General features: G+C 36.8%; 23 protein-coding genes. 13 read left to right on the forward strand and 10 right to left on the reverse strand.

What is annotated here, in order from left to right; all coding sequences use genetic code 11:
• Window positions 1-13: 13 nt before the first annotated feature.
• Window positions 14-1,489, reverse strand: coding sequence for a pyridoxal-phosphate dependent enzyme (locus tag FHG85_RS06350; RefSeq protein WP_173074098.1), 1,476 nt, complete (start codon window positions 1,487-1,489; stop codon window positions 14-16).
• A gap of 190 nt (window positions 1,490-1,679) precedes the next feature.
• On the opposite strand from FHG85_RS06350, the gene FHG85_RS06355 reads away from it, so the two are divergent.
• Window positions 1,680-2,141 (forward strand): Lrp/AsnC family transcriptional regulator, encoded by a 462-nt coding sequence (locus FHG85_RS06355; protein ID WP_173074101.1) that lies wholly within the window; start codon window positions 1,680-1,682, stop codon window positions 2,139-2,141.
• A gap of 10 nt (window positions 2,142-2,151) precedes the next feature.
• Here the strand turns inward: FHG85_RS06355 and FHG85_RS06360 are convergent, their stop codons facing one another.
• Together FHG85_RS06360 and ygfK are read right to left on the reverse strand one after the other, a co-directional pair.
• Complete coding sequence (locus FHG85_RS06360) at window positions 2,152-3,219, reverse strand: glycosyltransferase (protein WP_173074103.1); 1,068 nt, start codon at window positions 3,217-3,219, stop codon at window positions 2,152-2,154.
• A 410-nt stretch (window positions 3,220-3,629) separates the two neighbouring features.
• On the reverse strand, window positions 3,630-6,866 hold the full coding sequence (gene ygfK / locus FHG85_RS06365; RefSeq protein ID WP_173074105.1) for a putative selenate reductase subunit YgfK: 3,237 nt from the start codon (window positions 6,864-6,866) through the stop codon (window positions 3,630-3,632).
• A 100-nt stretch (window positions 6,867-6,966) separates the two neighbouring features.
• On the opposite strand from ygfK, the gene FHG85_RS06370 reads away from it, so the two are divergent.
• A complete protein-coding gene (locus FHG85_RS06370; protein WP_173074108.1) occupies window positions 6,967-7,560 on the forward strand; it encodes a nucleotidyltransferase family protein in 594 nt (197 codons plus the stop codon).
• Between the two features lie 100 nt (window positions 7,561-7,660).
• Here FHG85_RS06370 and FHG85_RS06375 read toward each other — a convergent pair whose 3' ends face one another.
• From FHG85_RS06375 to FHG85_RS06390, 4 genes are all read right to left on the reverse strand, one after another.
• Window positions 7,661-8,719 (reverse strand): oxidoreductase, encoded by a 1,059-nt coding sequence (locus FHG85_RS06375; protein WP_173074110.1) that lies wholly within the window; start codon window positions 8,717-8,719, stop codon window positions 7,661-7,663.
• Between the two features lie 78 nt (window positions 8,720-8,797).
• Window positions 8,798-9,757, reverse strand: a complete 960-nt coding sequence (locus tag FHG85_RS06380) for an IS30 family transposase (RefSeq protein WP_173074112.1) — start codon at window positions 9,755-9,757, stop codon at window positions 8,798-8,800.
• A 1,085-nt stretch (window positions 9,758-10,842) separates the two neighbouring features.
• Window positions 10,843-11,517, reverse strand: coding sequence for a hypothetical protein (locus FHG85_RS06385; protein WP_173074114.1), 675 nt, complete (start codon window positions 11,515-11,517; stop codon window positions 10,843-10,845).
• Between the two features lie 2 nt (window positions 11,518-11,519).
• Entirely contained in the window at window positions 11,520-12,656 is a 1,137-nt protein-coding gene (locus FHG85_RS06390; protein WP_173074116.1) for a DUF5675 family protein, read from the reverse strand.
• Between the two features lie 532 nt (window positions 12,657-13,188).
• On the opposite strand from FHG85_RS06390, the gene FHG85_RS06395 reads away from it, so the two are divergent.
• The 6 genes from FHG85_RS06395 to FHG85_RS06420 all read left to right on the forward strand — a co-directional run bounded on the left by FHG85_RS06395 (window position 13,189) and on the right by FHG85_RS06420 (window position 17,570).
• Window positions 13,189-14,127 carry an endonuclease NucS domain-containing protein gene (locus tag FHG85_RS06395; RefSeq protein WP_173074118.1) on the forward strand — a complete coding sequence of 313 codons (939 nt, stop codon included), beginning with the start codon at window positions 13,189-13,191 and terminating at the stop codon, window positions 14,125-14,127.
• A gap of 272 nt (window positions 14,128-14,399) precedes the next feature.
• Entirely contained in the window at window positions 14,400-14,738 is a 339-nt protein-coding gene (locus FHG85_RS06400) for an HTH domain-containing protein (RefSeq protein ID WP_173074120.1), read from the forward strand.
• 34 nt (window positions 14,739-14,772) lie between these two features.
• The gene (locus FHG85_RS06405; protein ID WP_173074122.1) at window positions 14,773-15,003 is read left to right on the forward strand and encodes a TIGR04149 family rSAM-modified RiPP; all 231 of its coding nucleotides are present in this window, start codon (window positions 14,773-14,775) and stop codon (window positions 15,001-15,003) included.
• A gap of 629 nt (window positions 15,004-15,632) precedes the next feature.
• Window positions 15,633-16,265 carry a M61 family metallopeptidase gene (locus tag FHG85_RS06410; protein WP_173074124.1) on the forward strand — a complete coding sequence of 211 codons (633 nt, stop codon included), beginning with the start codon at window positions 15,633-15,635 and terminating at the stop codon, window positions 16,263-16,265.
• Between the two features lie 123 nt (window positions 16,266-16,388).
• Window positions 16,389-16,679 carry a hypothetical protein gene (locus FHG85_RS06415; protein WP_173074127.1) on the forward strand — a complete coding sequence of 97 codons (291 nt, stop codon included), beginning with the start codon at window positions 16,389-16,391 and terminating at the stop codon, window positions 16,677-16,679.
• 426 nt (window positions 16,680-17,105) lie between these two features.
• On the forward strand, window positions 17,106-17,570 hold the full coding sequence (locus FHG85_RS06420; protein WP_173074129.1) for a radical SAM protein: 465 nt from the start codon (window positions 17,106-17,108) through the stop codon (window positions 17,568-17,570).
• Here FHG85_RS06420 and FHG85_RS06425 read toward each other — a convergent pair.
• The 3 genes from FHG85_RS06425 to FHG85_RS06435 all read right to left on the reverse strand — a co-directional run bounded on the left by FHG85_RS06425 (window position 17,567) and on the right by FHG85_RS06435 (window position 20,701).
• Window positions 17,567-18,889: an IS1380 family transposase gene (locus tag FHG85_RS06425; RefSeq protein ID WP_173074131.1), complete on the reverse strand. Its 1,323-nt coding sequence runs from the start codon at window positions 18,887-18,889 to the stop codon at window positions 17,567-17,569. The two genes, FHG85_RS06420 and FHG85_RS06425, sit on opposite strands and share 4 nt — an antisense overlap.
• 226 nt (window positions 18,890-19,115) lie before the next feature.
• Window positions 19,116-19,799, reverse strand: a complete 684-nt coding sequence (locus FHG85_RS06430; protein WP_173074133.1) for a hypothetical protein — start codon at window positions 19,797-19,799, stop codon at window positions 19,116-19,118.
• Between the two features lie 2 nt (window positions 19,800-19,801).
• Entirely contained in the window at window positions 19,802-20,701 is a 900-nt protein-coding gene (locus FHG85_RS06435) for a hypothetical protein (RefSeq protein ID WP_173074135.1), read from the reverse strand.
• Window positions 20,702-21,105: 404 nt separating this feature from the next.
• Between FHG85_RS06435 and FHG85_RS06440 the strand changes: the two genes are divergently transcribed.
• Genes FHG85_RS06440 through FHG85_RS06460 form a run of 5 tightly spaced genes read left to right on the forward strand, consistent with a single transcriptional unit; the run spans window position 21,106 to window position 25,631 of the window.
• Window positions 21,106-21,738, forward strand: coding sequence for a TetR/AcrR family transcriptional regulator (locus FHG85_RS06440; RefSeq protein ID WP_173074137.1), 633 nt, complete (start codon window positions 21,106-21,108; stop codon window positions 21,736-21,738).
• Window positions 21,739-21,740: 2 nt separating this feature from the next.
• Complete coding sequence (locus FHG85_RS06445; RefSeq protein WP_173074139.1) at window positions 21,741-23,018, forward strand: TolC family protein; 1,278 nt, start codon at window positions 21,741-21,743, stop codon at window positions 23,016-23,018.
• Between the two features lie 12 nt (window positions 23,019-23,030).
• A complete protein-coding gene (locus tag FHG85_RS06450; RefSeq protein ID WP_173074141.1) occupies window positions 23,031-23,918 on the forward strand; it encodes an HlyD family secretion protein in 888 nt (295 codons plus the stop codon).
• Window positions 23,919-23,976: 58 nt separating this feature from the next.
• Complete coding sequence (locus tag FHG85_RS06455) at window positions 23,977-24,903, forward strand: ABC transporter ATP-binding protein (RefSeq protein WP_173074143.1); 927 nt, start codon at window positions 23,977-23,979, stop codon at window positions 24,901-24,903.
• On the forward strand, window positions 24,900-25,631 hold the full coding sequence (locus FHG85_RS06460; protein ID WP_173074145.1) for an ABC transporter ATP-binding protein: 732 nt from the start codon (window positions 24,900-24,902) through the stop codon (window positions 25,629-25,631). Before FHG85_RS06455 ends, FHG85_RS06460 begins: the two co-directional genes overlap by 4 nt.
• Window positions 25,632-25,642: the final 11 nt, after the last annotated feature.

Below are 25,642 nucleotides of genomic sequence, written 5' to 3' on the forward strand. Positions count from 1 at the left end.
TAATTGCTTACTTCTACTTTTTTAAAAGACCAACACGTTCGTTAAATTCTTCAATTAGTTCGTCCCACCTGTGGATTTGACCAAAGAGTTTAGGCCAAAGTTCACGGTCGTACCACATGCTGTTAAGGTCCTCTATTTCTTTTTCTTGCTGCTCAACCCAGGTGAAATATTTAAGGTTATGAATGGCTTTGCGGTCGTAATAGGTTAGCTCGTTCATCCAATCGGTTGATGCTCCCATAATGCATTTTTCAAAATCCTTAGCAGCTTGGATTTGTGAGTAGTTACCGCGTTCATCTCTTAGCTCTTCTAGCCTCGATTGATACATCTCGGCAGAATCGGTTGCAATGGTAAAAATTACATCCTCCGATGTTAGCTCAAAGAATTTGGCTGTTTTAATGGCAGAAAGCATGTTGCTTATACCAGAGATGCCTAAAAGGTGAAGATTGTTCGCTATTTCGGCAGGAACACCCGAATTGATGAGCTGTTTAACACCTTCGGGTTCATTGAATAACCTGAAAATGCGCATGCAATCCTCATCGTCGATAGCGGTAATCACATCGGTGTTTTTCACGTTGTGAATCCAGGGAACATGCTTATCGCCAATTCCCTCAATGCGATGCCCTCCAAAACCGTTTAGATAAAGGGTAGGGCACTGCTGTGCTTCCGATGCCACAACTTTTATATGCGGTGCAATGGTTCTTAGGTAGTCGCCAGCAGCGATTGTTCCGGCTGAACCAGTTGCAGAAACGTATGCCGCCATATTGTTTTTACCACCAAGAGAGTTAAACACCTCCTCAATGGCTTTACCGGTAATGTTGTAGTGCCATGCGGCATTTCCAAACTCATCGAACTGGTTAAATATTACGTAATCGGGTTTTGTTCTGCGAATCTCCCAACACTTGTCGTAAATCTCCTTAACATTCGATTCACAACCAGGAGTGGCAATAACCTCTGAACCTACATAGTCGCGAAGCCAGGTGAAACGTTCCCTACTCATCTCTTCTGGAAGGATGGCAACCGATTCGGTTCCCATTAGCTTGGAATCGAATGCCCCACCACGACAGTAATTTCCTGTTGAAGGCCATACCGCTTTTTGTGTTGTTGGGTCAAAGCCACCAGTAATAATACGAGGTGCTAAACAACCGTATGCTGCTCCCACCTTATGTGCTCCTGTTGGGAACCATTTGCCAAGCAAGAGTATTATTCGCGCATTTACACCTGTAAGTTCCTTGGGTAACTCTATATAGTTAACCTTACCAAAAAGACCACCCTTCTCCTTGGGTTCATTTTTCCATGTTATTCTAAAAAGATTAAGGGGATTGATTTCCCATAACCCAATATTTTTAAGCTGCTCCTTAATACTTTCGGGTATCAGCTCAGGGTTTTGCTGTTGTCGAAATGTAGGTAGAATGATACCTTTTTCCCGAAACCGTTTAACAGCATTTTCCAATGCTTTAGGATTGGTTACTCTGTCAATTATCTCTATCATAGTTGTAGTTGAAAATTTTTTATAAAGATAAATACTATATCTGAAGTTTCTATCAAAGTATATTAAAAAAGAAAAATGTGTAACTTTATTTTGATTTAAGTAGAAAAATATTATTTTTGCAAATGGTGTTTAATGATTTTCTATTTCAAAGCAAGTTACAACTTTGTTTTAAAATATTAAACTTACAGCTATGAGAGGAATCGATGAAATTGACAGAAAGTTGCTCAATATTCTTCAGGATAATAGCAGGATCACAATCCGTGAGCTTTCGGAAAAGTTGCATCTATCTACAACTCCCATTCATGAGCGCATAAAAAAGCTTGAAAGGAATGGTTATATAAAAAAGTATATAACGTTACTCGACCCAAAAGTTTTAGGGAAAAAGTTAACGGTTTTTATCTCAGTCTCCCTTTCAAGTCACACCAAGGAAGTGGTTGACGAGTTTGAAAATGAGGTAAAAAAGCTTCCTGAAGTTATGGAGTGTTACTACGTGTCGGGCAGTTTCGATTTCCTTATCAAGGTACAATGTTACGATATGGAAGATTACCACAACTTTGTGATTCATAAGTTCTCGGTAATAAAAAATATTACCCAGTTCTATAGCTCGTTTGTAATGTCGGAAGCAAAACAATCGTATAAATACGAGTTGTAGAAAGTTTATTTTATCTACTTTCGGTTAATGCTTTATGATAGATTTCATTAAGCATTGTGGTGGTTTTCGATATGCTGAAATTTTCTTGTATAAGTTTTGATATTTTTTCTGAATGAACCTTATATGATGTTCTATTAAGGTAGTAGTTCGAAAGCGTGGTTAAAATTATAGATTCGGTTGGTGCAACTCCATCTACGTTTACAAAATTATTCGAGGAATAGAATTGAAAGTTTTGTGTTGTAATTACTTCGCCCATTCGCTTATTGTTTGCTGATAATAGATTCGAGCCTCGAGCTAATGATTCTATAGCAACTCGTCCAACACCAACAACTAATTCTGGAAAAGTATCCAGAAATTCTAAATTTTCAATGAGTCCACTATATATAATAAATCTATCATTATACCTGATATTGGTGTCTTCAATCAAATGCTTGAGATTATCAACCTCTTCGCCTTCGCCATAAATTTTTAGCTTGATATTATAATGTTTACCCTTTAGCTTTATTATGGCATTGATAATAAGCTTAATTGTTTCAAAATGTCTTTTGTCTATTCGGCTAAAATAACCAATGGTAAAGGGCTCGATTTGTGGTTGTGTTATGGGAAGTGGTATTCCATTTGGAATAACAATCGATTTATGTCGAATTGAATTATAATTTTTAGAATTTTCCATTACCCTATTGCTAACAAATATTATTTGTTTTAAAAGTCGTTGTGAAAGGATTGAACGCAAGTCGTGCTTTGTCCTGCCGTGCACAGTGGCTATTACTGATGTGCGTGTCATCCATCCAGCAATACATGCTGATATAATAGGTAGTCGTTGGTGTGCATGTATAATATTTATTCTTTTAGTTAGGATGATGAAAACTATAACAGCAACATGAAAAAACAAAAGCTTGCTGGCGAACTTGGGTAGCTGAATATAGTTAACATGGTTGCTAAGCAAATGCATTTGCCTTCCACGTTGGGATAAGAGATAAACTTGTTGGCCAAGTGCAGCTTGATGATTACAAAGTTCTCTTACATGGTTTTCTGCCCCACCAAAATCGAACCGGCCAACAATCTGTAATATGCGCATTAGATGAATAGCATTTAAGTTGCTAATTAAAGTAATTACTTTATGTCACATTAAATGTTTGTTCATTTATAAAGCATTTCAGGTTCCGGATACAAAAATCCAGATTCCATATTCGAAATTTAGGATTTTAGAATATGGATTCCAAGTTCAGGGGCCTTAACTATTGGTTAGTTTAGGTGAAATAAATAACCAAGCAAATCTGCTTAATCTGAACTTTTAATGTTCCAAACTTAAGAGCTGCCACTCCCTCAGATTTATCAGCATGACAAAGGCATTCTGCACCCTACAAAATAACTTATTCCTATAACTTCTTTTAATTTCTTCAAACCTTTCTGTTTCCTTTCGAATATTTTCGCTTTGTTCCGACAAATTCTTTAAGCTGCATTCATTCCCCGTAATGGGTATACTCTTTAAACACCCATCACCTGTTTTGCTCCTTCCAAAATCACGCTCATCTCTGCAGCATGTTGAAATTGGATTTGCCTAACGCAAGGTGTTAACGCTTTTGCTTCATTAAGTTTAAAGGTTTTCTTATCGAATCGGGCATATACATGGTCGGTTTCATAGATATACTCTTCGGTGGTTTCGGTTAGAGTTTTTATGCCACCTTTTTGTTTAAAAATCAGAACGTTTCTGTCTTTTAACAGGCTTAACATGTAGCCCTCTTCATTCTCTTTAAACGATTTTATGGTAAGGTGAAATTTGGGTTTATCCATGTATGGTGCACCTTGAGTAGGACAGAACGTTGAGCAGTTTCCACATTCGTTACAGAAATTGGCTATGTTAAGTATTTGAACCTCTTGCTTGACCTCAAAGGTAAAGTCGGGTTGAATCTCAGTGGTTCCATCGGAACCAACCAGTACCTTCTCAAGCTGAAACCGAACGGGTTTAATGGTGTAGGCAAAGTTTGCCATATTGGGGCAAACGGTGGTGCAGATATTGCACACCTCATCGCAGTGTAAGCATCGAGAACTCTCTTTGGTTATGGTGTGCACATCGGGGGTTTGGCTGACCAGGTTGAAAGTTCTGCTCAGCTTAGCCGAAGGCTCTTTGTGGGTGTAGCCGTACTTCCTTTCGGTACGTTTTATCATTAGCTCGCGGTAGCTATGTTTTTTGTCAGGTATAGGCGATTCTAGCTTGGATAATCCGCTATTGGTTATTATCTGCTCGGCAGCTTTTCGACCATCTCCTATTGCCTTAATTGCAGTTGCTGCACCACGAAGTGCGTCGCCACCAATGTAAACATTGCCAATTAAAGTTTTGTAGTTGCGGGTATCGGCTTTTAGCAGTTCGGTAGGCACAAAATCGATATCAAGAGCCTGTCCAACAGCTGGAATAATGGTATTGCATTCAATCTGAAACTCTGAGCCTTCAAGTTTTACTGGTTTTGGTCGTCCCTTTGAGTCGGTGCCTTCTAGCTTCATCTTACTGCAAAGTAAGGCTTTAACCTTTCCGTTCTCGGCAATCACCTTTTCAGGACTAGCAAGCTCAATGATTTCAACACCTTCTGCAATTACGGCCTTAATCTCTCCTTCATCGGCAGGCATTTCGTTTATGGTACGTCGATATACAACGGTTACCTCGCCGTCGGGCCCAACAAGTCGGTGAGCAGTTCGGGCTGCATCCATGGCAGTATTACCACCACCAATAATAACAACTTGTTTGCCTATATCTTTTATCTCACCACTTTTAACCCCGATTAAGAATGTTAGCGGGTCGATAACACCTTTGGAATCTATTCCATCAATTTGAAACGGCGCCGATTTTTGAGCACCTGCTGAAATGTACAAATAATTGTATTCATCCTTAAGCTTGCTAAACTCATCGCGAGTTACTTTATGGTTATAGGTGATTTTAACACCAAGCTGTTCAATCCTGCTAATATCCTTATCGATGGCCTCATCGGTTAATCGGAAACCAGGGATAGCATAACGAACCATTCCGCCAGCTTTCGATTTGCTTTCAAAAACATCTACCTTAAAACCATGAAGGGCTAGATAGAACGCACACGATAGCCCCGATGGTCCAGCTCCTATAATGCATACCTTTTTCCCGTTTGGCTGTGGTGCCGATAGTTTAATATCTGCATTTTCAGCAATAAAGCGTTTTATATCACGTATTTGTAAGGAGTTATCGTAGTTGATACGGGTACATTTATTCTGACAAAGGTGGTCGCAGACCATTCCAGTAGTGTTTGGAAAAGGGTTGGTTCGCAGAATAACCTCAAGCGCCTTAGGGTAGTTACCCTCTGAAGCAAAATGCATGTAGGCAGGAATATCCTGATTGGTCGCACAGGTATCGACACAAGGTGCTGCTATGCAGTCGAAGTAATCGAGTTTGCGGGCAGTTTTTATTGACGGAGACTTAAAGTTCTCATTTTGGTAACGCTTGTTCGATAGCGTTTCCTCGGCATATGCATTTAGGTTTTCAAGTGCATGATCGCCAGATGGCCAAGATATGTTGTTGTCACCAAAGCTGTCCTTTAAATTGCTGATATACTGTTTTAAGCGACCATAGCCACCAGGTTTAAGCAAATCCGACGATACCGTGACTGTTTTGAACCCACATCCCATGACCTGTGAAATATTAAAAGTATCAGCTCCTGCTGAGAATGACATGAGTAGCTTGCCACCAAATTCATTCTGAAGCTTTTTAGCCAGGTTGATGGATATCGGATGTAAGGCCCTACCGCTCATGTACATCATATCGACATCTGATGGGAAAACATGTTTATTATTAACACTTTCGAGAGTGTTTGTCAGTTTTACGCCAAAGAACAGGTTGAGCTTTTCGGCATCAGCATTAAGGGCTTTAATTAGCTTAAGCGCATCGGGGTATTTCAGGTCGTGCTCAAAAGCGATATCAGGGACTTCGGTTTTAAAATCCAGCTTGTGGTTTAGAATTTCTCTCAGTTTTTCGCTTCCTAAAAGGGTTGGATTTAGCTTTACGAATGTGTGTAGCTTTCTTTCGGTAAGCAGATAGCGTGCAATATCTTCAATTTCGTTTGCCGGACAACCATGCATGGTTGAAAGGGTGATGTTATCGGAAAGCTTAGTGGGGATATGAACCTTCTTAATTTCTGGATATAAATGGCTAATCTTATCAACCATCTCGTTAATTTCAGTGGCAGCATTTGACATCTTGTCCAAAAACCATTGGACATTTGGCTTTTTGATACCTTCCAGGTTATAGCCAACGCTCATGTTGAATATGGCATTTGGGCTATCGCCAAAGCCAAGCTTGTGGCTTAACAGATGAATGATAATCCAGGCTTTTAGATACTCGTTGAAACTCTCCTCAACCTTAAGTTCCTGCGACCATTCGCAGTTGTATCCTTCGTCCTGCATATCGATACAGGGTTTTGCTATTTCCAGCTCATCGAGCGTTTGGATGGTTTTAAGTTCAATGTAACGGGCTCCCATTAACCAAGCCACAATTATGTTTAGTGCCATCTGGGTATGTGGACCTGCTGCAACACCAATAGGCGTATCAATTTGCTGACCAAAAATGTTAGCTGGCAATCGGCCATGATTTGGGTTGAAAAAGAGTTCGGCAGGATAGCCAAAAATGCTGTTATTCCTTTCAAATTCTTTTAGAATTATTCCAAGAAGTCGATCTACAGGTATAGGAGAAAATTTATCACTCATTTTTAATAGATTTTTTACAAAACTAAAAAATTCAATGCACTATGTTAACTTTGTATGGATTTATGTTGATAATTAGTAAAGAATTTTATTGTATAGCTAAATGAAAGAAAATTTTTCCGCCATTATTCTTGCTGCTGGCTATTCTGGAAGGATGGGGCACCACAAGGCATTACTACGATTTGATCCAAAAAGATGCTTTGCTCGAAAAATTGCTGATGAATTTATTGCTTTTGGTTGTTCTAATGTGATTATGGTGACTAACCGCTTGGTAGTAAATGAAATAGAAAGTGGTGATTATGGTTTGGATGACATAATCGTAGTAAATAACTCAAAACCAGAAGTTGGTAGGTTTTACTCGCTTTACCTTGCGGCTCAAAACATTCCATCTAACAGCTATGCTTTCATTGTAAATGCCGATAATCCATTTGTTACACCGATAGTGTTAAAGCATTTATGGGACCAAAGAATGGAAGCCGAGTATATTTGCCCTGCCTACCTTGGAAAAGGTGGACATCCAATTCTTATTTCACCAAAAATAATAAGTGATATAAAATCCAAAACAGATTTTGATGTAAATCTTAAGGAGTTTTTAAACATATTTACTAAGCATTATGTTAATGTTGATGATCCAAGAATTCTTGTCAATATCAACTCTCCCGATGATTACCAAAACTATTTTAAGATAGTTAGATAGGTTTCCTTTAAAAATGATTTTAGTTTATTCTCGGCCTAACAATTATCGAGAATAAACTGCGGCTAATAGATTTAACCACAGTGAACTAGCAAAACTGCTACTATGAGTATATGCTCTCGTCGAACAGTGAACACGATTCTGGTTTTGTAAATCGTTTACAACGTGGCTGACAGTCGACACAAAGGTTTATTGCTTCGTTGTTTTGTGCTTTAGCAGCCCAGTCGGGGTCGGTGAGCATATCGCGCCCAATGGCTACCATATCAACCAAACCTTGCGACACAAGTAAATTAGCCCTTTCAGGTGTTTTGATTTGATTAACTGCTATTACGGGTATATTAACATGCTTCTTTATTTGGGTGCCCATGTAAACAATTTGGTTAAAATCAAATCTTGCAGGTAGTTCTGGTTTAATACCTGTTGTACCGCCATGCGAAACATGAAGGTAGTGAACACCATATTGCTCCAAAAGTTTTGAAATAGCAACGCCATCGTCAAGGGTGGGGGAGCATCCGGCAATGCGGTATCCAATTATGAAACTTTCTGGAATGGTAGATTTAATCCCATCAATAATTTCCTTAGCAAGCCTTAATCTGTTCTCATGTGAACCTCCATAGCTATCGGTTCGGTGGTTAATTGCCGATGTGGCAAACTGATTAAGCAGATATCCATGTGCCCCATGTAGCTCTACACCGTCGAAACCAGCCTGGTAGGCTCTTTGAGCAGCCTGAATAAAATCGTTTCGTAGCTGAATAATCTGCTCCTTCGACATTTCGGCAGAATATTCTTTCTCATTATCTATGGATGGCCCGTAAGCAAATTTGCATAATCGCTTGTGTGTTAAAAGTCCTGCGTGGTGTATCTGAATTAATGCAACCGCTCCTTGCGATTTTATAGCCTGGGCAATCTCAGCCAGCTTATCGATATGGCTATCGTCCCATAAACCAAGCTGGTAGCTAAAAATTCGTCCATGTGGTTGAACGCAAGTAGCCTCAACAATAATAAGTCCAGCACCACCTTTGGCAATTCGTTTGTAATGCACAACATGCTTGTTATTTGCAAAACCTTCCTTATCGCCCCAACCAAAGTTTACAATAGGAGGTAGAACCACACGGTTCTTAATGGTAATGCCATTTATCTGAATTGGTGTGAAAATATCCATAACATTTAATTTTTCCCAAAGATAATAATTGTAGTAACAAAGATGTTGTTTGCAGGAGTTAGCAATGATACCGTAAATTCAACAAGCAAATGCGACACAATTAAAGAACTCTGTTTTTGGAGTACTAAAATGCAAAGTCTTCCTTGGTCTTCTGTTTATTTTATGTTGTACTTGTTTCACAAAATCTGAATCAAAGGTATCAAAATTTGATTTTTTAGGGATGTACTGTCTTATTAATTTATTAGAGTACTCACTTAATCCTCTTTCCCAAGAAGAATATGGATGAGCGAAGTAAAAGTCAGCCTGCAATTTTTTCGCTATTTTTTCATGTCTGGCAAATTCGGAACCGTTATCACTGGTTATTGATTTTACGCTGTTCTTATAGGGCAGTAGCATTCTAATTACGGTATTAGCAAGTCCATCTGCATCTTTACCATCCTCCAATTTCCTTATTAAAATCATTGATGTTTTTCTTTTAACTAAAGTTACCATTGCTCCTTTATTATTCCTCCCAACAATTAGGTCAATCTCCCAATCACCAAAACGCTCCTTGTTGTTTATTACAGCAGGCCTATCGTCAATGGAAATCTTGTTTCTTATAACCACATGCTTCCCTCCAACAGGGCGATTGCGGTGTTTTAGCTTATGCCGCATATGCTTATGCAGCTCTCCTCCGGCCTGTTTATCTGCCCTTATGTACTGGTATATTCTTTCATGAGATACCATTTCAATCCCATTTCTATCACAATGTCCCTTTATTTGCTCTGGCGACCACTGCTCTTCTTTTATCCAATTGTCTATCTTTACTTGCATGCTTGTATCAAACCTGCGATTCTGACAGAAACGCTCTTTCCTCTCTTCCGCTAACTCGTTAGCAGAATCAGGATTATAAGCACCTCGCTTGCTACTATTGCGACTTATTTCACGATAATTAGTGCTCTTGTGAACTTTTAAAGCCCTGGCTATTGCACTTTTTGTTTTCCCGCAATCCAAATACGCTTTTAATGCGTATCTTTGCTCCAATGTCAAATGCTTCATCCGTATTTTTTTTTGGCGAAAACAAAGGTCGAACATTTGCATTAAGAGAGAAAATACTTTTTAGTTTTTCTCTCTTTCTTTAATTTAAATTCTTTTCTTGTCGTTGCCTATTGATAATCAGAATAACTTTTTTAACGCTTTGCTAAAAGTTATTTCCGATTATCAACAGACCATCATCATCATCATTCAAGAATTTTTTCGCATTTACTAATTGAACTTTCATACGGCAGGAGTTGGAAGTCTTTGTAATGCCAAGCTTGTCGAGGCATCTCTACTTGAGGAATATGAGGAAGTTAGAGGAAGTTAGAAGAAGTTAGAGGAATTTAAGAGAATGACACGGAATGATACGGAATGACACGGAAATATTCGGAATGTATCGGAAGATCATATGACAATTCTTGAATCCGTCTAAGCCGGACACAGCCTTGAATCCATCTTCGCCGGAAAATTCTGAAATCCGTCAATGCCGGACAAGTCTTGAATCTGAAATCTGAAATCTTGAATCCGGCAAAGCCGGACAAGCTCTTGAACCTTGAATCCGTCTTAGCCGGACAATTCTGAAATCCGTCAATGCCGGACAAGTCTTGAATCTTAAATCTTGAATTAATGTCATGCTGAACCTGCCAAAGCCACGTTTGTTTCCCCTTCTTTTGCCTTGATGCAAAAGAAGCAAAAGATCAAGGCTGAAAAGCCTGTCCCGATGGGTGCCCCGTGGGCGTGCCGGCCACGCGGCGCAACTCACCATGCCTGCGGCATGCCTCAAACAGCGCCGCTTTCTTTGCCCAACGCAACGACACGCCAACGACCCATTTACGAAACAGCCTTTTATGCCGGTTTTTTCCTGAGCGGCGGTGGTATACGCACGGATTACAACCGACCGAAGGAAGCTCACCGAAGGTAAATTCACGCTAGCGAAAGGAAAAGCGCACGCGTCCAAAAAAAATGCGCGCGAACAAGTGGAAGGTCAGGCGCAGTCCCGCTTTGCGGAATAAACTCTGCTGCTGATAGTCCGACGGCGGTGCAACCGCCACAGAACACGGTTCGTTTATTGCTTTTTATAGCCTTGGCTAAACTGGGGGTAATGGTTACATTAGACTTTTATATATTGCAATGAGTTCCTGCATTTCCTTAATGTCGCAATCTTTCCATCTTTCTATGATGTATTTAGCTTTTCGCCTGTCTAATACATATTTCAAATATTTTTTTTCCTTATTCAACTCAAAAAATTCTCCATATTTTATATCTTCAAGCATGTATCCCCATTGTTCTCCATCGCTAGCCATTTGTTTAATCTCCAATTCACCCATGAACATAATTGAAAATTGAAAAAAAAAGAATCTATCATCAGGATATTCTCCAAATGGACAAGTTAGGCATGTTTCCCATATTCTAGACCAATCTATCTGTGGCTTAACAATATTTCTATCATAATCTAACTCGCTAATAATTTTATCTATGATTTTTTTATTTTTATCGTTCCGTCTTTCAATTAATTTCTTATAAAAAAAATCAGCACAAACATTGTAGCAATAAAGGTTATATTGTGTTCTATTAAACACCTCTCTATTAAAGATCCTTTTAACGATCAGGCTATCCTTTTTATAAATTTCAATAAGCTCATTTATCATAAATGGTGCTTCCAGAATTCCTACTTCATCACGAGAATAGTTATCAACTATTTTTTTATCATAGTCTGCCACTGCCTGACAAAATGAAAAATTGACGGCAAGTACGAATAAGATAAGTAGTTTGGTTTTCATATTTAAATTGTTTTTGTTATTATAACTTGTTTAACAACCTTCTCAATACCTTTGTTCCTTTCCTTTATTTCTGCTTCACGCAGTCTTACCCAATCTAATATTTCTTTTGTAAAATCTAATGATTCCTCAATTGTATTGTTCCTTCCTAATTTAAATCTATCTTCATAATTCAAATCCTTATTAGGTTCATTTGGCATAGGCAAAATACACCCCATTGACCATCCCTTTGCATCGTCACGTCCAGCATGTACCAGAACCCCTGATCTGCCATCAGGTACTGCTGATGTTATTCGCAATGAATAGTTTTTAGGGCTATTTACTTTGTATACTTTTGTGTTTATTTCGAAATTATATATTCCTTCAGCTATACAATAGCAATCGTAAGGTATTGTATTATCACCACAGGGCGTTTTACACTCGCTATCATTCCCCCTGGGTAATTCTACTGTGTAACCACTTATTACTCCATCATCGGTTTTTAATGTGCCCACAGTTGAATTTATACCTGTACTTGTTCTTGTTATATAAATCCTAATAGTATCGCTTGCCTTTAAGTTATACAAATACTTTTCAAACTCCATTCGTTCATTTTTTTTCACAACAATTTCAATCCTCATGGTTCCTGTTGGCTCCTTTGTATCGGCGTAGGGTGGTGGATTTTTCTTAGTCTGAAGTTCATGAAATTGATACTTAACATAGTTAACATTATTTTTTGTATATGTAGTTTTACTTGATTCAGAAGGATCAATGCTATACCTTGGTCTTTCACCGGGTAGTGTTACATTACTACCTGTACTTGTAGTTAATGTAGCAGTTGACTCTTTATCCTGAAAAATATTAAAACCAGTTGTGCTCACTTTTAAATAGCTGAACAGCTTTCCTCCTAGCTCTATATCTGTTGCTTCTGCTAGTCCAGTTGCTATTTTCATGGATATTTCTTTCAATTTATCTCCATTGCCTTTTCTTATCTGGTTAATATAGTCAATCATTATTGGAATAAATAGAGTCTCAAACATCGCCCCCTCCTCCATGCCGTCGAACAGCCCGGTGGTGGACTGGGGGTTGTGTATTTGATCCCATTGGGGTTTGAGCAGGTGGGTGTACCTGTCGGCAAGCGCCGGGGAGGTTGGGTAGTCCATAAGGTTACCGGTTGTTCCTTGGGGTAAAGTTACAAAATTTTTCTCACTGAAGGTGTGGCGGATCTTGAAAAGGGATTTGAAGAAGTTAGAGGAAGTTAAATAATGAAGTTAGAGGAAGTTAAAAGAATGATTCGGAACGATTCGGAAATAATCGGAAGGATTCGGAAGATTTGAGACCGTGTTTAGTTTTTAGTTTTTGGAGTTTCGATTTTTTTTGACCTCACCCCCTGCCCCTCTCCTGAAAAGGAGAGGGGAGTTAAGCCTCCCCTCTCAGGGATGGTTTGGAGGGGTCCTTGGAAGGAAGAATGATTCGGAATGATTCGGAGATATTCGGAAGGAGTCGAAAGTTCACAACACAAGAGTAGCAAAACCACAAAAACATATACACATGTCGGCCAAAATAGTCTGAAAAAATTAAATTACCGTTTGATGATTCGTATTTTTCTCTTACATTTGATTTAAGAGATAAAATGCTAAACATTTCGAATATAAACTATTTATGGCAAACTAAAGGAGAATAGAACATTACAATATGAAACTATTTACGATAGATAAAGATGGAAAGTTTGTTCAATTCAAGGAGCAAGAATTTAAAGAGGAAAATAAAGAGGTTGATTTGGAAATGCTACTTGAAAACAACCCTGAGTATTTCTTTGATAATTCCAAAATTCTTATAATTGGCAGACAAGTTACAACAAATCTGAATACATTCATTGATTTGCTTGGAGTTGACCAGTACGGAAATACCGTTGTGATTGAACTGAAAAGAGGTAAAACACCAAGGGAAACACTTGCACAATTGATTGAATACGCTTCATTTATTGATAATCTTGATTATGACCAATTAAACGAAATATTTCAGGACTATTCTGGAGAAGATGCAAACTTAGAAGATTACCATCAAGAATATTACAAATCGGTTTCAGCTGATAAGGTATCATGGAATAAAAACTCTAAATTAGTGATTGTTGCATCCAGCATATCACCTGAGATTAAACAGACAGCAATGTACTTGAGAAAAAAAGGACTTGATGTTTACTGTGTTGAATTTAAATATTTCGTCAATAACGCAGACGATAAAATGATTTCGAGCGATTTTATTGTTGGAGACGAAGAATTTATAAGGACAAGAATTAGTTCATCTGCTCAACTTCCAAAAACCGATAAAGAGAAATTCTTAACATCATTGGATAAAAATGGAAAATTACTCTTTGACTCATTGTTCAAATTTGCAGAGCAAGAAAAGCTTATTTTTCATTGGGGGTCAAAAGGATTTTCACTAAATAAAACTTTTACAAACGGATTTGTTGGCTTATGTTTTGGCTATCCACCGAATTCGATTTATAAACAAAGTATCTATACTGGATTTGAAGAGATTAGTAAAAAGATAAACAATGCGGAAGCCGTGATTGATTTCTACAAATCGGAATTAAAAAATTTGGAAAGTTTGAACAAGCAAAAACAAATCTAAAATGGGTGATTAACAAAGAAATCAAGACTCCTGACATTGAAAAATATTTAGGTATTTTAAAACGAGTGATTGAAAAAATAGAAACAGAAGGATTAAAAAGTGAATAAAGCTCAGCCCATAACATGTGGAATTTTTATTTGCTGGTATAGTGTGTATTTAATCGGCACCACTCGTTTCAAAAGCAGTTGTTAAATAATACAGAAATGCTTCAAAATCGGCAACTAACCATACAGCCAACAGATAGCAACAAAGCAAAGACAAAACCTAAATCAATGAATATTATTGAGATAAAAAATGAATTAGAAAGAATTGATAGATTAATAAGATTAAAAGCAACGGGCAGCCCTAAAGAATTGGCTGATAAACTGGGTGTTTCTGAAAGACATGTTTACAGAATTATTAATCAACTAAAAGAAATTGACTGTCCGATTTATTTTGATAAAGACAGGTGTAGCTATTGTTATCGTGATGAAGGAAAATTAATTTTTAAATATTCGACTAATGAGTTGGATAACAGCATTAAGGACAAAACAAAAGGAGGCCAAATGAAAAATAATTTCAATATAATATCCACTGACGGTATATGTCAGTGGGAGGGTATTTCTTTGTAGTGATAATTTTTTTAGTAATCAAAATTTATTTTCAATGAAGAAATTAAAATTAAATGCTTTAGAAGCCAAGGAAATGGAAAGTGTAAAAGGAGGTTACATTTACATTGATTGTTTTCCACATATGAGTTGTGGTTGTGGTTGCTATTACGCTAATAATGGAGGCTCATCTACAGAAGCAAATGCAAGTGCAAATGCTAGCACTGGTTTACATTCTCCTCTAAGAGATGGAGATACTGTAGAAATACGCCCATGTCCTGAGAATTAATTAAAGTGTGTATTAAAAGCTGATTGGATTCATAAATCCAATCAGCTTCTTACTTTAAAATAAGAAATAATTAAATGCCAAAATTTGTGAATTATAGACTATACAACACCATGAAAAGTAAAAATATTAATATTTATTTATATTTATTTTATAACTATTAATCTTTATTCTTGCAAAACAAATACTGAAGTTAAGTTAATCAGGGAAAAAGTATTTCAATAATTATTAAAAATAACCACATCGAAGTATCACAAAAACATAAATACATACAATGATACACTAATCTATTATTTCCCAGAAACTATTTCTGGTACATACCATGAAAACACAAACCTAATTATAGATTCTCTTTTTTGCATTTGATGCTAATAATAATAAACTACCGGTAAAGAAAAATGGGAAGAATAAATTCATCATTTCAAATGCACGAAAACTAAAAAGGCTATACTACAAAATAAATAGGTCAGATTATAATACATTTAATTTACTATCAAAAGGTCTTATTATATCTGATAATCTTTGGGTTTTGAATTGCAATGTACTAATAGGTAGTTTTTAGGGACGAGCACAATAGTATTTCATTAGAAATTATTAAAAATAAAAAGTTTGATAACATTTCTAATAAGAATGTGATTTCTATTAATGATACTGTTGATATAATAGAATTTGACAATTATAAAGATTTAATTAACTCCCCTGTTATTTATTCTTCAACATATAGTTTAGATACAATTAGTATTAGCAATTCAAAGTTCAATATTTATACACATTCTAACCAAGGCAATACTTTTAAAATAAAAGAAATAGTTTCACCAGTAATTAAAACAGTTTTTAAAGAGCTCAACTTTCTTAACATTGAAGAATATACATTTACTTTTATTTTTAACTCAGAGGTTAATCCTGATATTTTAGATTTTGCTGCATTAGAACATCCAAATTCATCAGTATATTTAATGTTCTCAACACCTGATTTCTCTAACAAAGAGGATAGTGTGAATTTTTGTTTAGATATAAAACATATAGTTGCACATGAAATACTTCATTTATTTACTCCAATTACATTTAGCGATAGCAAAGTTGCAAATCATACACTTTCAATGTCTGGACACTTATGGCTGTATGAAGGATTCGTAGAATATCAATCTTTAAAAATATTATTAAAGAATAAAATAATTTCATTGGAAGAATTTTTAGATGTATTAGAACAAAAATTGAGAAATATAGAGGCTTGCAACATTCTGGCTATAAAGTTACTTGTCTGATGCTAGTAGAAATATCTTCAGAAAATCATATTTACCATTATTTTACAACCGTGCTGCAGTGTTGTGTTTTTACTTGACATAGAAATTACTCATTTATCAAAGGGAAAACAAGATTTATTTTCAATGTTAAAAAATATATATTCTGTAGCTAGCCACTTTAATGAAGACTCCCTCTTTAATAAAATGAATCAAATTACTCCTGGTATTATTAACTTTACAAATACGTATATCGTTGATGACATTTATCCAGATATAAGAACATTTTTATCAAAAGCAGGCTTTAATTATTCAAAAGTAATAAAAGAATATGGTTATTATTTTCCTATAAAAATACTGGAAATTAAAGATAGTTCTGTAATTATTTCGTTTTATGAAACAGTAGTTCCTTTTAAAAGAATGAACAAGTTGAATTAGTTGAAATAAATAATCACCAGATATCCTCTTTATCCTTTTCGTTTTTGTACCATAAGTACTTAGAAACTCAAAAAGCATTTAACATCAAATATTTAAAAGATGGAGAACTGCTTTCAACAGTAGTAAAGCCCATTGCTGTAAGAGTTCCAAGTGTTCCCTACTATCCTAATATATCAGTTAATAAATTTATGACTTCCTCTCAGAAAGTAATATATAATAAACTTTTTGAACAAAAATAATAATGAAATCGACTTATTTATTTCGGACGAAATCAGGGAATTACTATCTTTTTGATAAAAAGCAAAAAGTATATACAAGCATAACAAAAGATGCATATAAAGTTTATTCTAAAATTGAAAATAGAAATGATTTTCAGGGAAAAGAAATGGATATTGATGAATATAGTTTCTATAGAAATAAATATTATTGGTTAAAAAACAGGGTTACTTTAGTGATATTGATACTAAAACAAAGTTTTCGGGAAGAATAGATGAAGATTTTGTTAAATATCAACTTGCCAATCTAAAGCAATTAACCTTTGAGGTTACAGACAAATGCAACTTAAATTGCACCTATTGTGCATATGGTCATTTATATGGAGATTATGACCAAAGAAAAAGTTCTTTTTTAAGTTTTTATGATGCTAAAAAAATAATCGATTTTTTAGTACCTTATTTTAATTCTGAATTAAATAAATCTTCTAGCAGTACATTCTATATCAGTTTTTATGGAGGTGAACCATTATTGGGGTTTAACTTCATAAAGCAAGTTGTAAGTTATGTTTCCAAACTTAGAATTAATAGAACAATTAAGTTCTCAATGACAACTAATGCTTTACTTCTTGAAAAATATATTGATTATTTGGTTGAGCAAGATTTTAACCCAAATTAAGCAGTAGAAATTTTGAAAGGTAGCTGTACTGAATTTGAAGTATTCCATAATCCTGTGAACCATTTCCTTCTTTGTTTAGCCAGCGCTATTTTCAAGATGTATTTCCCTTTGTGCTTCTGGAAGAATGCGCCTATAGCAAAATTTTTATAGCGCAAGGTTGACAAAGTATGTTGAACCTCCGATTTTAGAATAAACATCCTAAATAATGACATTATATTATATGCGAACATTGCAACTGTTAACGCAGCTTCTGTCGCATAAAAATCTTTCAGGTTAAAGCTGTCAAATCCAAAATCCTCTTTTAATTCTTTTATTCTATTTTCAGAATCAGCTCTTTGCCTGTATAGCCTCCATATTTCGGCAGGTGCGAGATCCATATTGGTAACATAGGCGCTGTACCTATAGCGGTAATAAAAAGATGTCCCCTCAAATAAAGACAACATCTTCCCCGCTGCTTTGGGGCGCTCCTTGATTCTTTGTCTAACTATTACCAATCGCCTTGGCACATCCCATTCCGGGCTTTGGTACTCTGTATCGCATATTTCTATTCCTTCGTCAATTTCAAGCCAATTTTGGTCGAGTGCCACCATCTTCTGAATTGGAAGGTAAAAGCGAACTGCAATTATGTAGTTCATAACCTTCTGCTCTAAATACTCTAAGACTTCCTTGCTGTAAAATCCACTATCTAAACGAATTAAACCTACAGTTTTCCCTTTTAGCTTTTCAAGGGTGTCTTCTAAAAAAGCTTTAAAGTTATTAGAAGCAGAAGTATTGCCACTCCTTAACCAAAAATTGCAAACCAGTTTTAAATCGTTTACAAAAGCAATTAATGGGTGATGCGATTTTCTACCGGGTTTCTTTGGATTATATCCCCTTTGTGCTCCTTCTTGTAAATCTCCATAGCGAGTTAAAATACTTGAATCACAATCAAGGGTTAATCGTTTAAAATCAACGCTCTTAAATACCATGCTAAATAGCGTATGAGACAAGTTGGAGCTTCGTTCCATGTCAAACTTCCTGAAAAAGCGTTTGTAGGTATCATTTGCTGGCGTTCTTTTCCATCCGAAAATCTTGCTTAAAACCTTATCATGGCGTGTAATCTCGGTATGTAAAAAACGGTTGGCTCCACACCAAATACTTACCATAAAAGCTTCGATTATATCAATTGGTGAGTAACCATTATTGGAACTTGGAAAGGGTAAATAATGACAAGAAGAAAGTTGGTCTCTTACACCCATTTTGTCCATCATATTACGCAAAAAGCCTAAACCTGACCATGGCGTAATCTCTTTGTTGGTAAAGCTTATATCGAATTTCATGTACCAAATTTAGCTATTGCTAAGCAGTAGAAAAAATCCTATTGCTTAATTTGGGGTTATTGCTTTTTTCAGCCTTGGCTCAACATAAAACAACAAAGAACTCAGGCACAGCCTGTAAGAATGGTTGGACGCAGGTACGCTTCGCTAACCTATGCCCAACTTAATGTGCTTCCTTATTTAGTTACAGCCTCGGCTCAACTGGGGTCGAGAAAAAGTCTTAGGATGCTTAAAATTCAATAAAATCTTTCTCGTTTGTAGTGCTTTTATAAAGACTATCGAAATAACTATTTCTAACATCCTTAACACCAACCAACCTTTTTAATGTTACAAAACTGTTACTCCCTTCAAATATGGCTTTCGATTCAATAATTAGTTTGCTTTCTTTGTCAATAAGAAACTTAGAGATTTTAGAGCAATTATTTTTAATTGTATATTCTATGCAATCAAATGGATAATCACAAATCAGTGTGTCGTTAATAACTCTGTAGTAAACTGTATCCGTTGGACAACCACAGAAAACCGTATCGCAAATAGAATTGAACATAATGTTATTTTCCCCGATATTTTCACCAACAAGAACACATCGGCATATTAGCATTTTAATTTTTATATCAGAAATCCTAATTTTTTTGCTCTTTCTCCGATAAGAAAAATAGTCGTCATCAGGATTGGGAAAATTCATATTTGCATCAAAATGCCTTAACCTCCCTCCAAACCCTATGTGTTCAATATATAACATATTTTTTTTAAAATATCTAATGTTGTAAGCTTGGGGAATTGAATCAACATAGAAACAGTAGAACTCATATTTCTTAGAATTGTATTTAAATATTTTAAACCACAATAAAGTACCCATAAAAAGTAATAAAAGCAGAGCAACAACAAGTACCCTTTTGCTGTATGATTTCATAGTTATTTGAGGTGTTTTTTGACCAACTCGTTAATCAAATCTTTGTATTCACTAAAACTATTCAATAAGTAATTCCTTATTGTTTTCTTAGCAATTTCTTTACCACCAAAACTTTTTAGTAAATTATGGTGTTTTGGTTCAAGATACATAGCCAAATCCTCTATGTAATCTTCTAATATCTTATACCTTTTTGAGTAATTTGTTTCCTTCGTAAGAATTTCTCTAACGTATTCCGTCATGAGGTAGCATTCGCCCTTGAGCATTTTGTAATGGTCTCTATCTCCACCATCGCCTGCAACAAAATGACTTTTCTCGGGCAAGGATTTCAACTTGCTAGCGATATCGGCATTGTTTTTACTTTCTGCGTATATTTTATTGATATCCTCTATGTCCTTAATAACATGCACAAAAAACTCATGGGCAAACTTTAACTCATCTGCAAAATCATAATATCCAATCCTAAATGCCAGTTCTGCATTTGAGAGTCTTTCCTCTGTAAGTTTTCCAATATATTCGAAATTAGTATAGGTACTTTTCCCGCTTTTACGTACAGTCATAAAACCAAACACCGTTGAGGCTTCCGAAGCGCTTCCTGTACCATATTTAACAACCAATGTCTTCACCCTTGAATTGCTTGATGTAAAAAGGTTTACGATTTTGTTAAATGTAGCAGATTTTGAAAAGCCATCAAAACAATCATTGTTATAAAACTTAAATTTTGAATTTTTGATACCATTGCGTATAAAAAAGTTACTGTTTGAAAGTTCATTTAATTGGCTAGCCCCTTCCTCCATGCCGTCGAACAGCCCGGTGGTGGACTGGGGGTTGTGGATGAGGTCCCATTGGGGTTTGAGCAGGTGGGTGTACCTGTCGGCAAGAGCTGGTGTGGTTTGGTAGTCCATAAAGTTACCGGTTGTGCCTTGGGGTAAATATACAAAATTTTTCTCACTGAAGGTGTGGCGGAGGTTGAGGAGGAATTTGAGGAAGTTAAAGGAAGTTAGAGGAAGTTAGAGGAATGACACGGAATGACTCGGAAACATTCGGAAGTATCGGAATTTCATGTGACAATTCTTGAATCCGAATTCTTGAGTCTGAAATCTTGAATCTTGAATCTTTATCCGTCTTCGCCAGACAAGTCTGAAATCTGAAATCTTGAATCCGTCTTCGCCGGACAAGTCTTAAATCTGAAATCTTGAATCTTAAACATGAAATTTAACCACCTGGTTAAAATTTATGTTAAAAAATTTGGAATCATTAATTGGTTTACTTTATATTTGCCATACGGTTTAACCAAATGGTTAATTTTATGATAGCTAAGAAATACGAGAAAGATACTGAGAGTAAGATACTTGAAGCTGCTAGGCGAGTCTTTATCCTGAAAGGTCTCGACGGGGCTCGTATGCAGGAAATAGCCGATGAGGCTGGTATTAACAAGGCTCTTCTGCATTACTACTTTCGCTCAAAGGATAAGCTCTTTATGAAAATCTTTATTGTGGAGTTTGGTAACTTTTTTCCCCGCCTTATTCCGGTTATGCTATCAAAGGATATGGATATTGATAGAAAGATTCGTCATTTTGTCGATGGTTACATTGAACTGTTTCTAAAAAATCCATTCTTACCTGCATTTGTAATTAGGGAAATTAACCGTAACCCTAATCTGTTCAAGGAGTTTGTAAAAAAGTCTGGAGTTGACATTAAAATGTTGAATAGTATTCTTACCACTCTTTCCGACGAGTTAGGTTTAGCCAAAAGGGAGATTATGCATCTTCTTGTAACCCTTGTGAGCTCATGTATATTCCCGTTTGCTGGTAAGCCAATAATAGAGGGCGTACTGTTTGATGGCAACGAGAAGGAGTACAGGAAATTTTTGGAGGAGAGGAAAATATATGTTGCCGAGTTTGCAATCAACTATATTAAGCAAATTTCAAAAAACAAATAGTGATGAGACGTAGTAAAATATTTTTAATTGCACTACTAGCCCTGTTGCCCAATCTCTTAATAGGGCAGGATACAATTCGGCTATCTGACTTATATGCTCAGATGGAGCATTGGAGTAAGATATACAGGATAAGTTCCGCCAACGATTCGGTTTTTAGCTATAAAAAGGCAAATATTAAATCGAACTATCTTCCAAGCCTCGATTTTAATGCCGAGGCAACTTGGCAGTCCGATGTAACTTCTATTGATATCCCTGTACCTAATATCTCTGTTCCATCGCCCGACAAGGATAACTACAAGGTTACGGTTGATGTTACCCAGCTTATTTGGGATGGGGGAGCCACAAGGTCAAAAATCAATTTAGAAGAAAAAGCTCATCTTATTGACCAAATTAAGGTAGAGTCGGAGATTTATGGTTTAAAGGAAAAGGTATCCAAGTTGTACTTTGGATTAATATCAATTGATATTGCATTGGAGCAGCTTAAGGTTATGGCAGGTGTGCTCGATAATAGAATTGATGAACTTACCGCAAGTGTAAAAGCAGGTGTGGTTCTTGAATCATCGCTTAACATGTTAAAAGCTGAGCGTTTACGTTTGGAACAGAGTATTGATGCTAACCGTGCACAGCGTTCACAAATTGTTTCAACCATTTATTCGCTTACAGGGGCTAAAATTGATACCAACGATGTTGTAGTTGTTCCTAATCTTCCCATACCTAACCAAGACGGATGTCTCAGGCCCGATTATAAACTTTTCGATTTGCAGAGCACCTATCTTTCTGCCGCAAACCAGGCTCTAAATGCTAAAAGGCTACCTAAACTTGCTGCTTTTGCACGGGCTGGATATGGAAAGCCTGCATTGAATATGCTTTCCAATGAGTTTAACACCTTTGCTATTGTTGGCGCTCGCCTTTCGTGGAATATTTGGGACTGGAATAGCACCTCGCGTGAAAGGCAAACGCTTAAAATTCAGCAAAATATTGTGAATTACAGGAAAGCAACCTATAACGATAATTGCTCGGCTCAAATAGATGCTTCGCTAGAGCAGATAAATTCACTTGATAAACAAATTCAAAAAGATGAGCAAATTGTCCAGTTATTGGAAAAAGCGGTTCGTGAATCGGCCTCGCAGCTTAAGAATGGTGCAATTACTTCATCATCCTACATCTCTGATTTCAATAGCCTCTTACGTGCCAAGATAGAGATGAATCTTCGTAATGTTAAGCGTTCTCAAGAGGTTGTAAATCTTTACTTTATTTTAGGTTTGAGTGTAAACGAATAAAAACAATATACTATGAAGCGATTAAATCTTTTTTCGATATTCTTTCTAAGCGCCATAATTATTTCGTGTGGAAATAATGGCAATGAGGCCGATGCTTATGGAAATATTGAATCCTATGATGTTACGGTTTCGGCTGAGGTTGGTGGTAAAATAATAGAACTAAAAATTGATGAGGGCGATAAAGTTGCGGAAAATCAGCTAATTGCACTTGTTGATACGGTTCAAAATTCTCTCAAATTGCAGCAATTAAATGCGGCTAAAGGTGCAGTTTTAGCAAAACTACAAAGTATCGATGCCCAAATTGCAGTTCAGAACGAGCAGATTAGTGTTATTGAAAGGGAGCTTAACCGGGTTAGAAGGCTTTATGCCGATAGTGCTGCCACCCAACGTCAACTCGACGAGGTAGAAGGTAAGTTTAGAATAGCCCAAAAGCAGCTTAAGGCAGTTGAAGTACAACGTTCGGCAGTTATGTCAGAAGTTAAATCCATCGATGCTCAAATTGCTCAGGTAAATGATATTTTATTGCGAAGTAAAGTCCTATCGCCAATCCAGGGAACCGTACTGACCAAATTTGTTAATCGTGGCGAGCTTATACCAACAGGTCGGCCTATCTGCAAAATCGCAAATTTAGATACCGTTTATGCAAGAGTTTATATCGACGAAACTCAGCTGCCAGAGTTCAAAATTGGTGGCAAGGTAAAGGTTTTTACCGATGCGGCAAACGGTGAGCTAAATATGACTGAAGGTGAAATCACCTGGATAGCTTCCGAAGCCGAATTCACCCCAAAAATTATTCAAACCCGAAATGAGCGTGTAAATCTTGTTTATGCTGTAAAGGTAAAAATACCTAATCCTAATGGTACCCTTAAAGTTGGAATGCCAGTGGAGGTAAAACTTTAAATGGATTGGTTTTATGATTTCTGCTCTTTTTTCGTTATAACCCTTTAACAAAACACAAATGCCCTCAATTAGAATTGATAAGATATCGAAATCGTATGCCGAAGTGCAAGCGTTATCGGAGGTAAGTTTGAGTGTAGAAAAAGGTGAACTCTTTGGGCTAATTGGTCCCGATGGGGCTGGGAAAACAACCCTTATCCGAATAATTACTACACTTTTACTCCCCAATAGCGGAACTGCATCCATTCTGGGCTTTGATTCTGTAACCGATTACAAGAAAATAAGAGGCATTGTTGGTTACATGCCTGCAGTTTTCTCGCTATATGCCGATTTGTCTGTACAAGAGAACTTAAACTTTTTTGCAGGTGTCTTTGGTACCTCAGTTGAGGAGAACTACGACCTTGTAAAAGGAGTTTATCACATGCTGGAACCGTTTAAAGATAGACCTGCTGGTAGACTTTCTGGAGGAATGAAACAGAAACTTGCCCTATCGTGTGCTCTCATTCATCGCCCTAAAGTGCTTATCCTTGACGAACCAACCACAGGTGTCGATGCGGTTTCGCGTAAAGAGCTATGGGACCTATTGCACGAGATTAAAGGGCATGGAATAACAATTTTTGTTTCCACTGCATATATGGATGAAGCAAACCAGTGCGATAGAGTGGCGTTAATTCAAAAGGGAAAAATTTTGGGCGTGAACACACCCAATGGTTTTGCCCAATCATTCCCATTTAAACTGTTTGAGGTAAAATCGGATGATATTTGGCGTAAGCTATCGGATATTAGGAGTTTACCAACTTGCGAAACCGCCTATATGTTTGGCGATTCGCTTCACTTCGCGAGTAATTCAGCTAATGAGACGCATGAGTCAGTAAGAAACTTGTTGAAAGGAATAGGGGCCGATAACATTGAAACGGTAAGAGAGATACAGGCAGGAATCGAAGACTATTTTATTCAACAGCTATCGGAAAACGAAATTAAGGTATGAGCAAGGTAATAGAAGTAGAATGCCTGGTTAAGCAGTTTGGTAGTTTTGTTGCTGTCAATAACCTAACTTTTAGCGTTAGTAAAGGTGAAATATTTGGGCTTTTAGGTGCTAATGGGGCAGGTAAAACTACCACAATCAGAATGCTTTGTGGGCTGCTGGCACCATCCTCGGGGAAAATATTGGTTTCAGGTTACGATGCCTTTACGCAACCCGAACAAATACGAGCCAGCATTGGATATATGAGCCAAAAATTTTCGCTTTACAGCGATTTAACAGTATGGGAAAACATACGTTTTTTCGGAGGAATTTATGGTTTATGGGGCGCAGAGCTAAAAAAGCGTGCTGAGGAGCTGGTGGATGAGTTTAGCATGCACGAATTTCAAAACGTAAAGGTTGAATCGCTTCCCATGGGATGGAGGCAACGTATCTCGCTTGCAGTTTCGCTTGTACACAGGCCACCGGTTATCTTTCTTGATGAGCCAACAAGTGGTGTCGACCCTATTGCTAGGCGCATGTTTTGGGAAACCATTCATCAAATATCCTCGGGCGGAACAACCGTGCTGGTTACTACACACTACATGGATGAGGCCGAATATTGCCACACGGCATTAATTATGGTTGATGGGAAAATAGTAGCAATGGATAAACCCAAAGTACTTAAAGAGCAAATGAAGGCACAATCGATGAATGAGGTTTTCATTACGCTTGCAAGAAATGGTAATAGCTAAAATATCAGGCC

Origin of the sequence: Tenuifilum thalassicum, from assembly GCF_013265555.1 — a bacterium.
In the GTDB taxonomy this organism is placed as follows: Bacteria; Bacteroidota; Bacteroidia; order Bacteroidales; family Tenuifilaceae; genus Tenuifilum; species Tenuifilum thalassicum.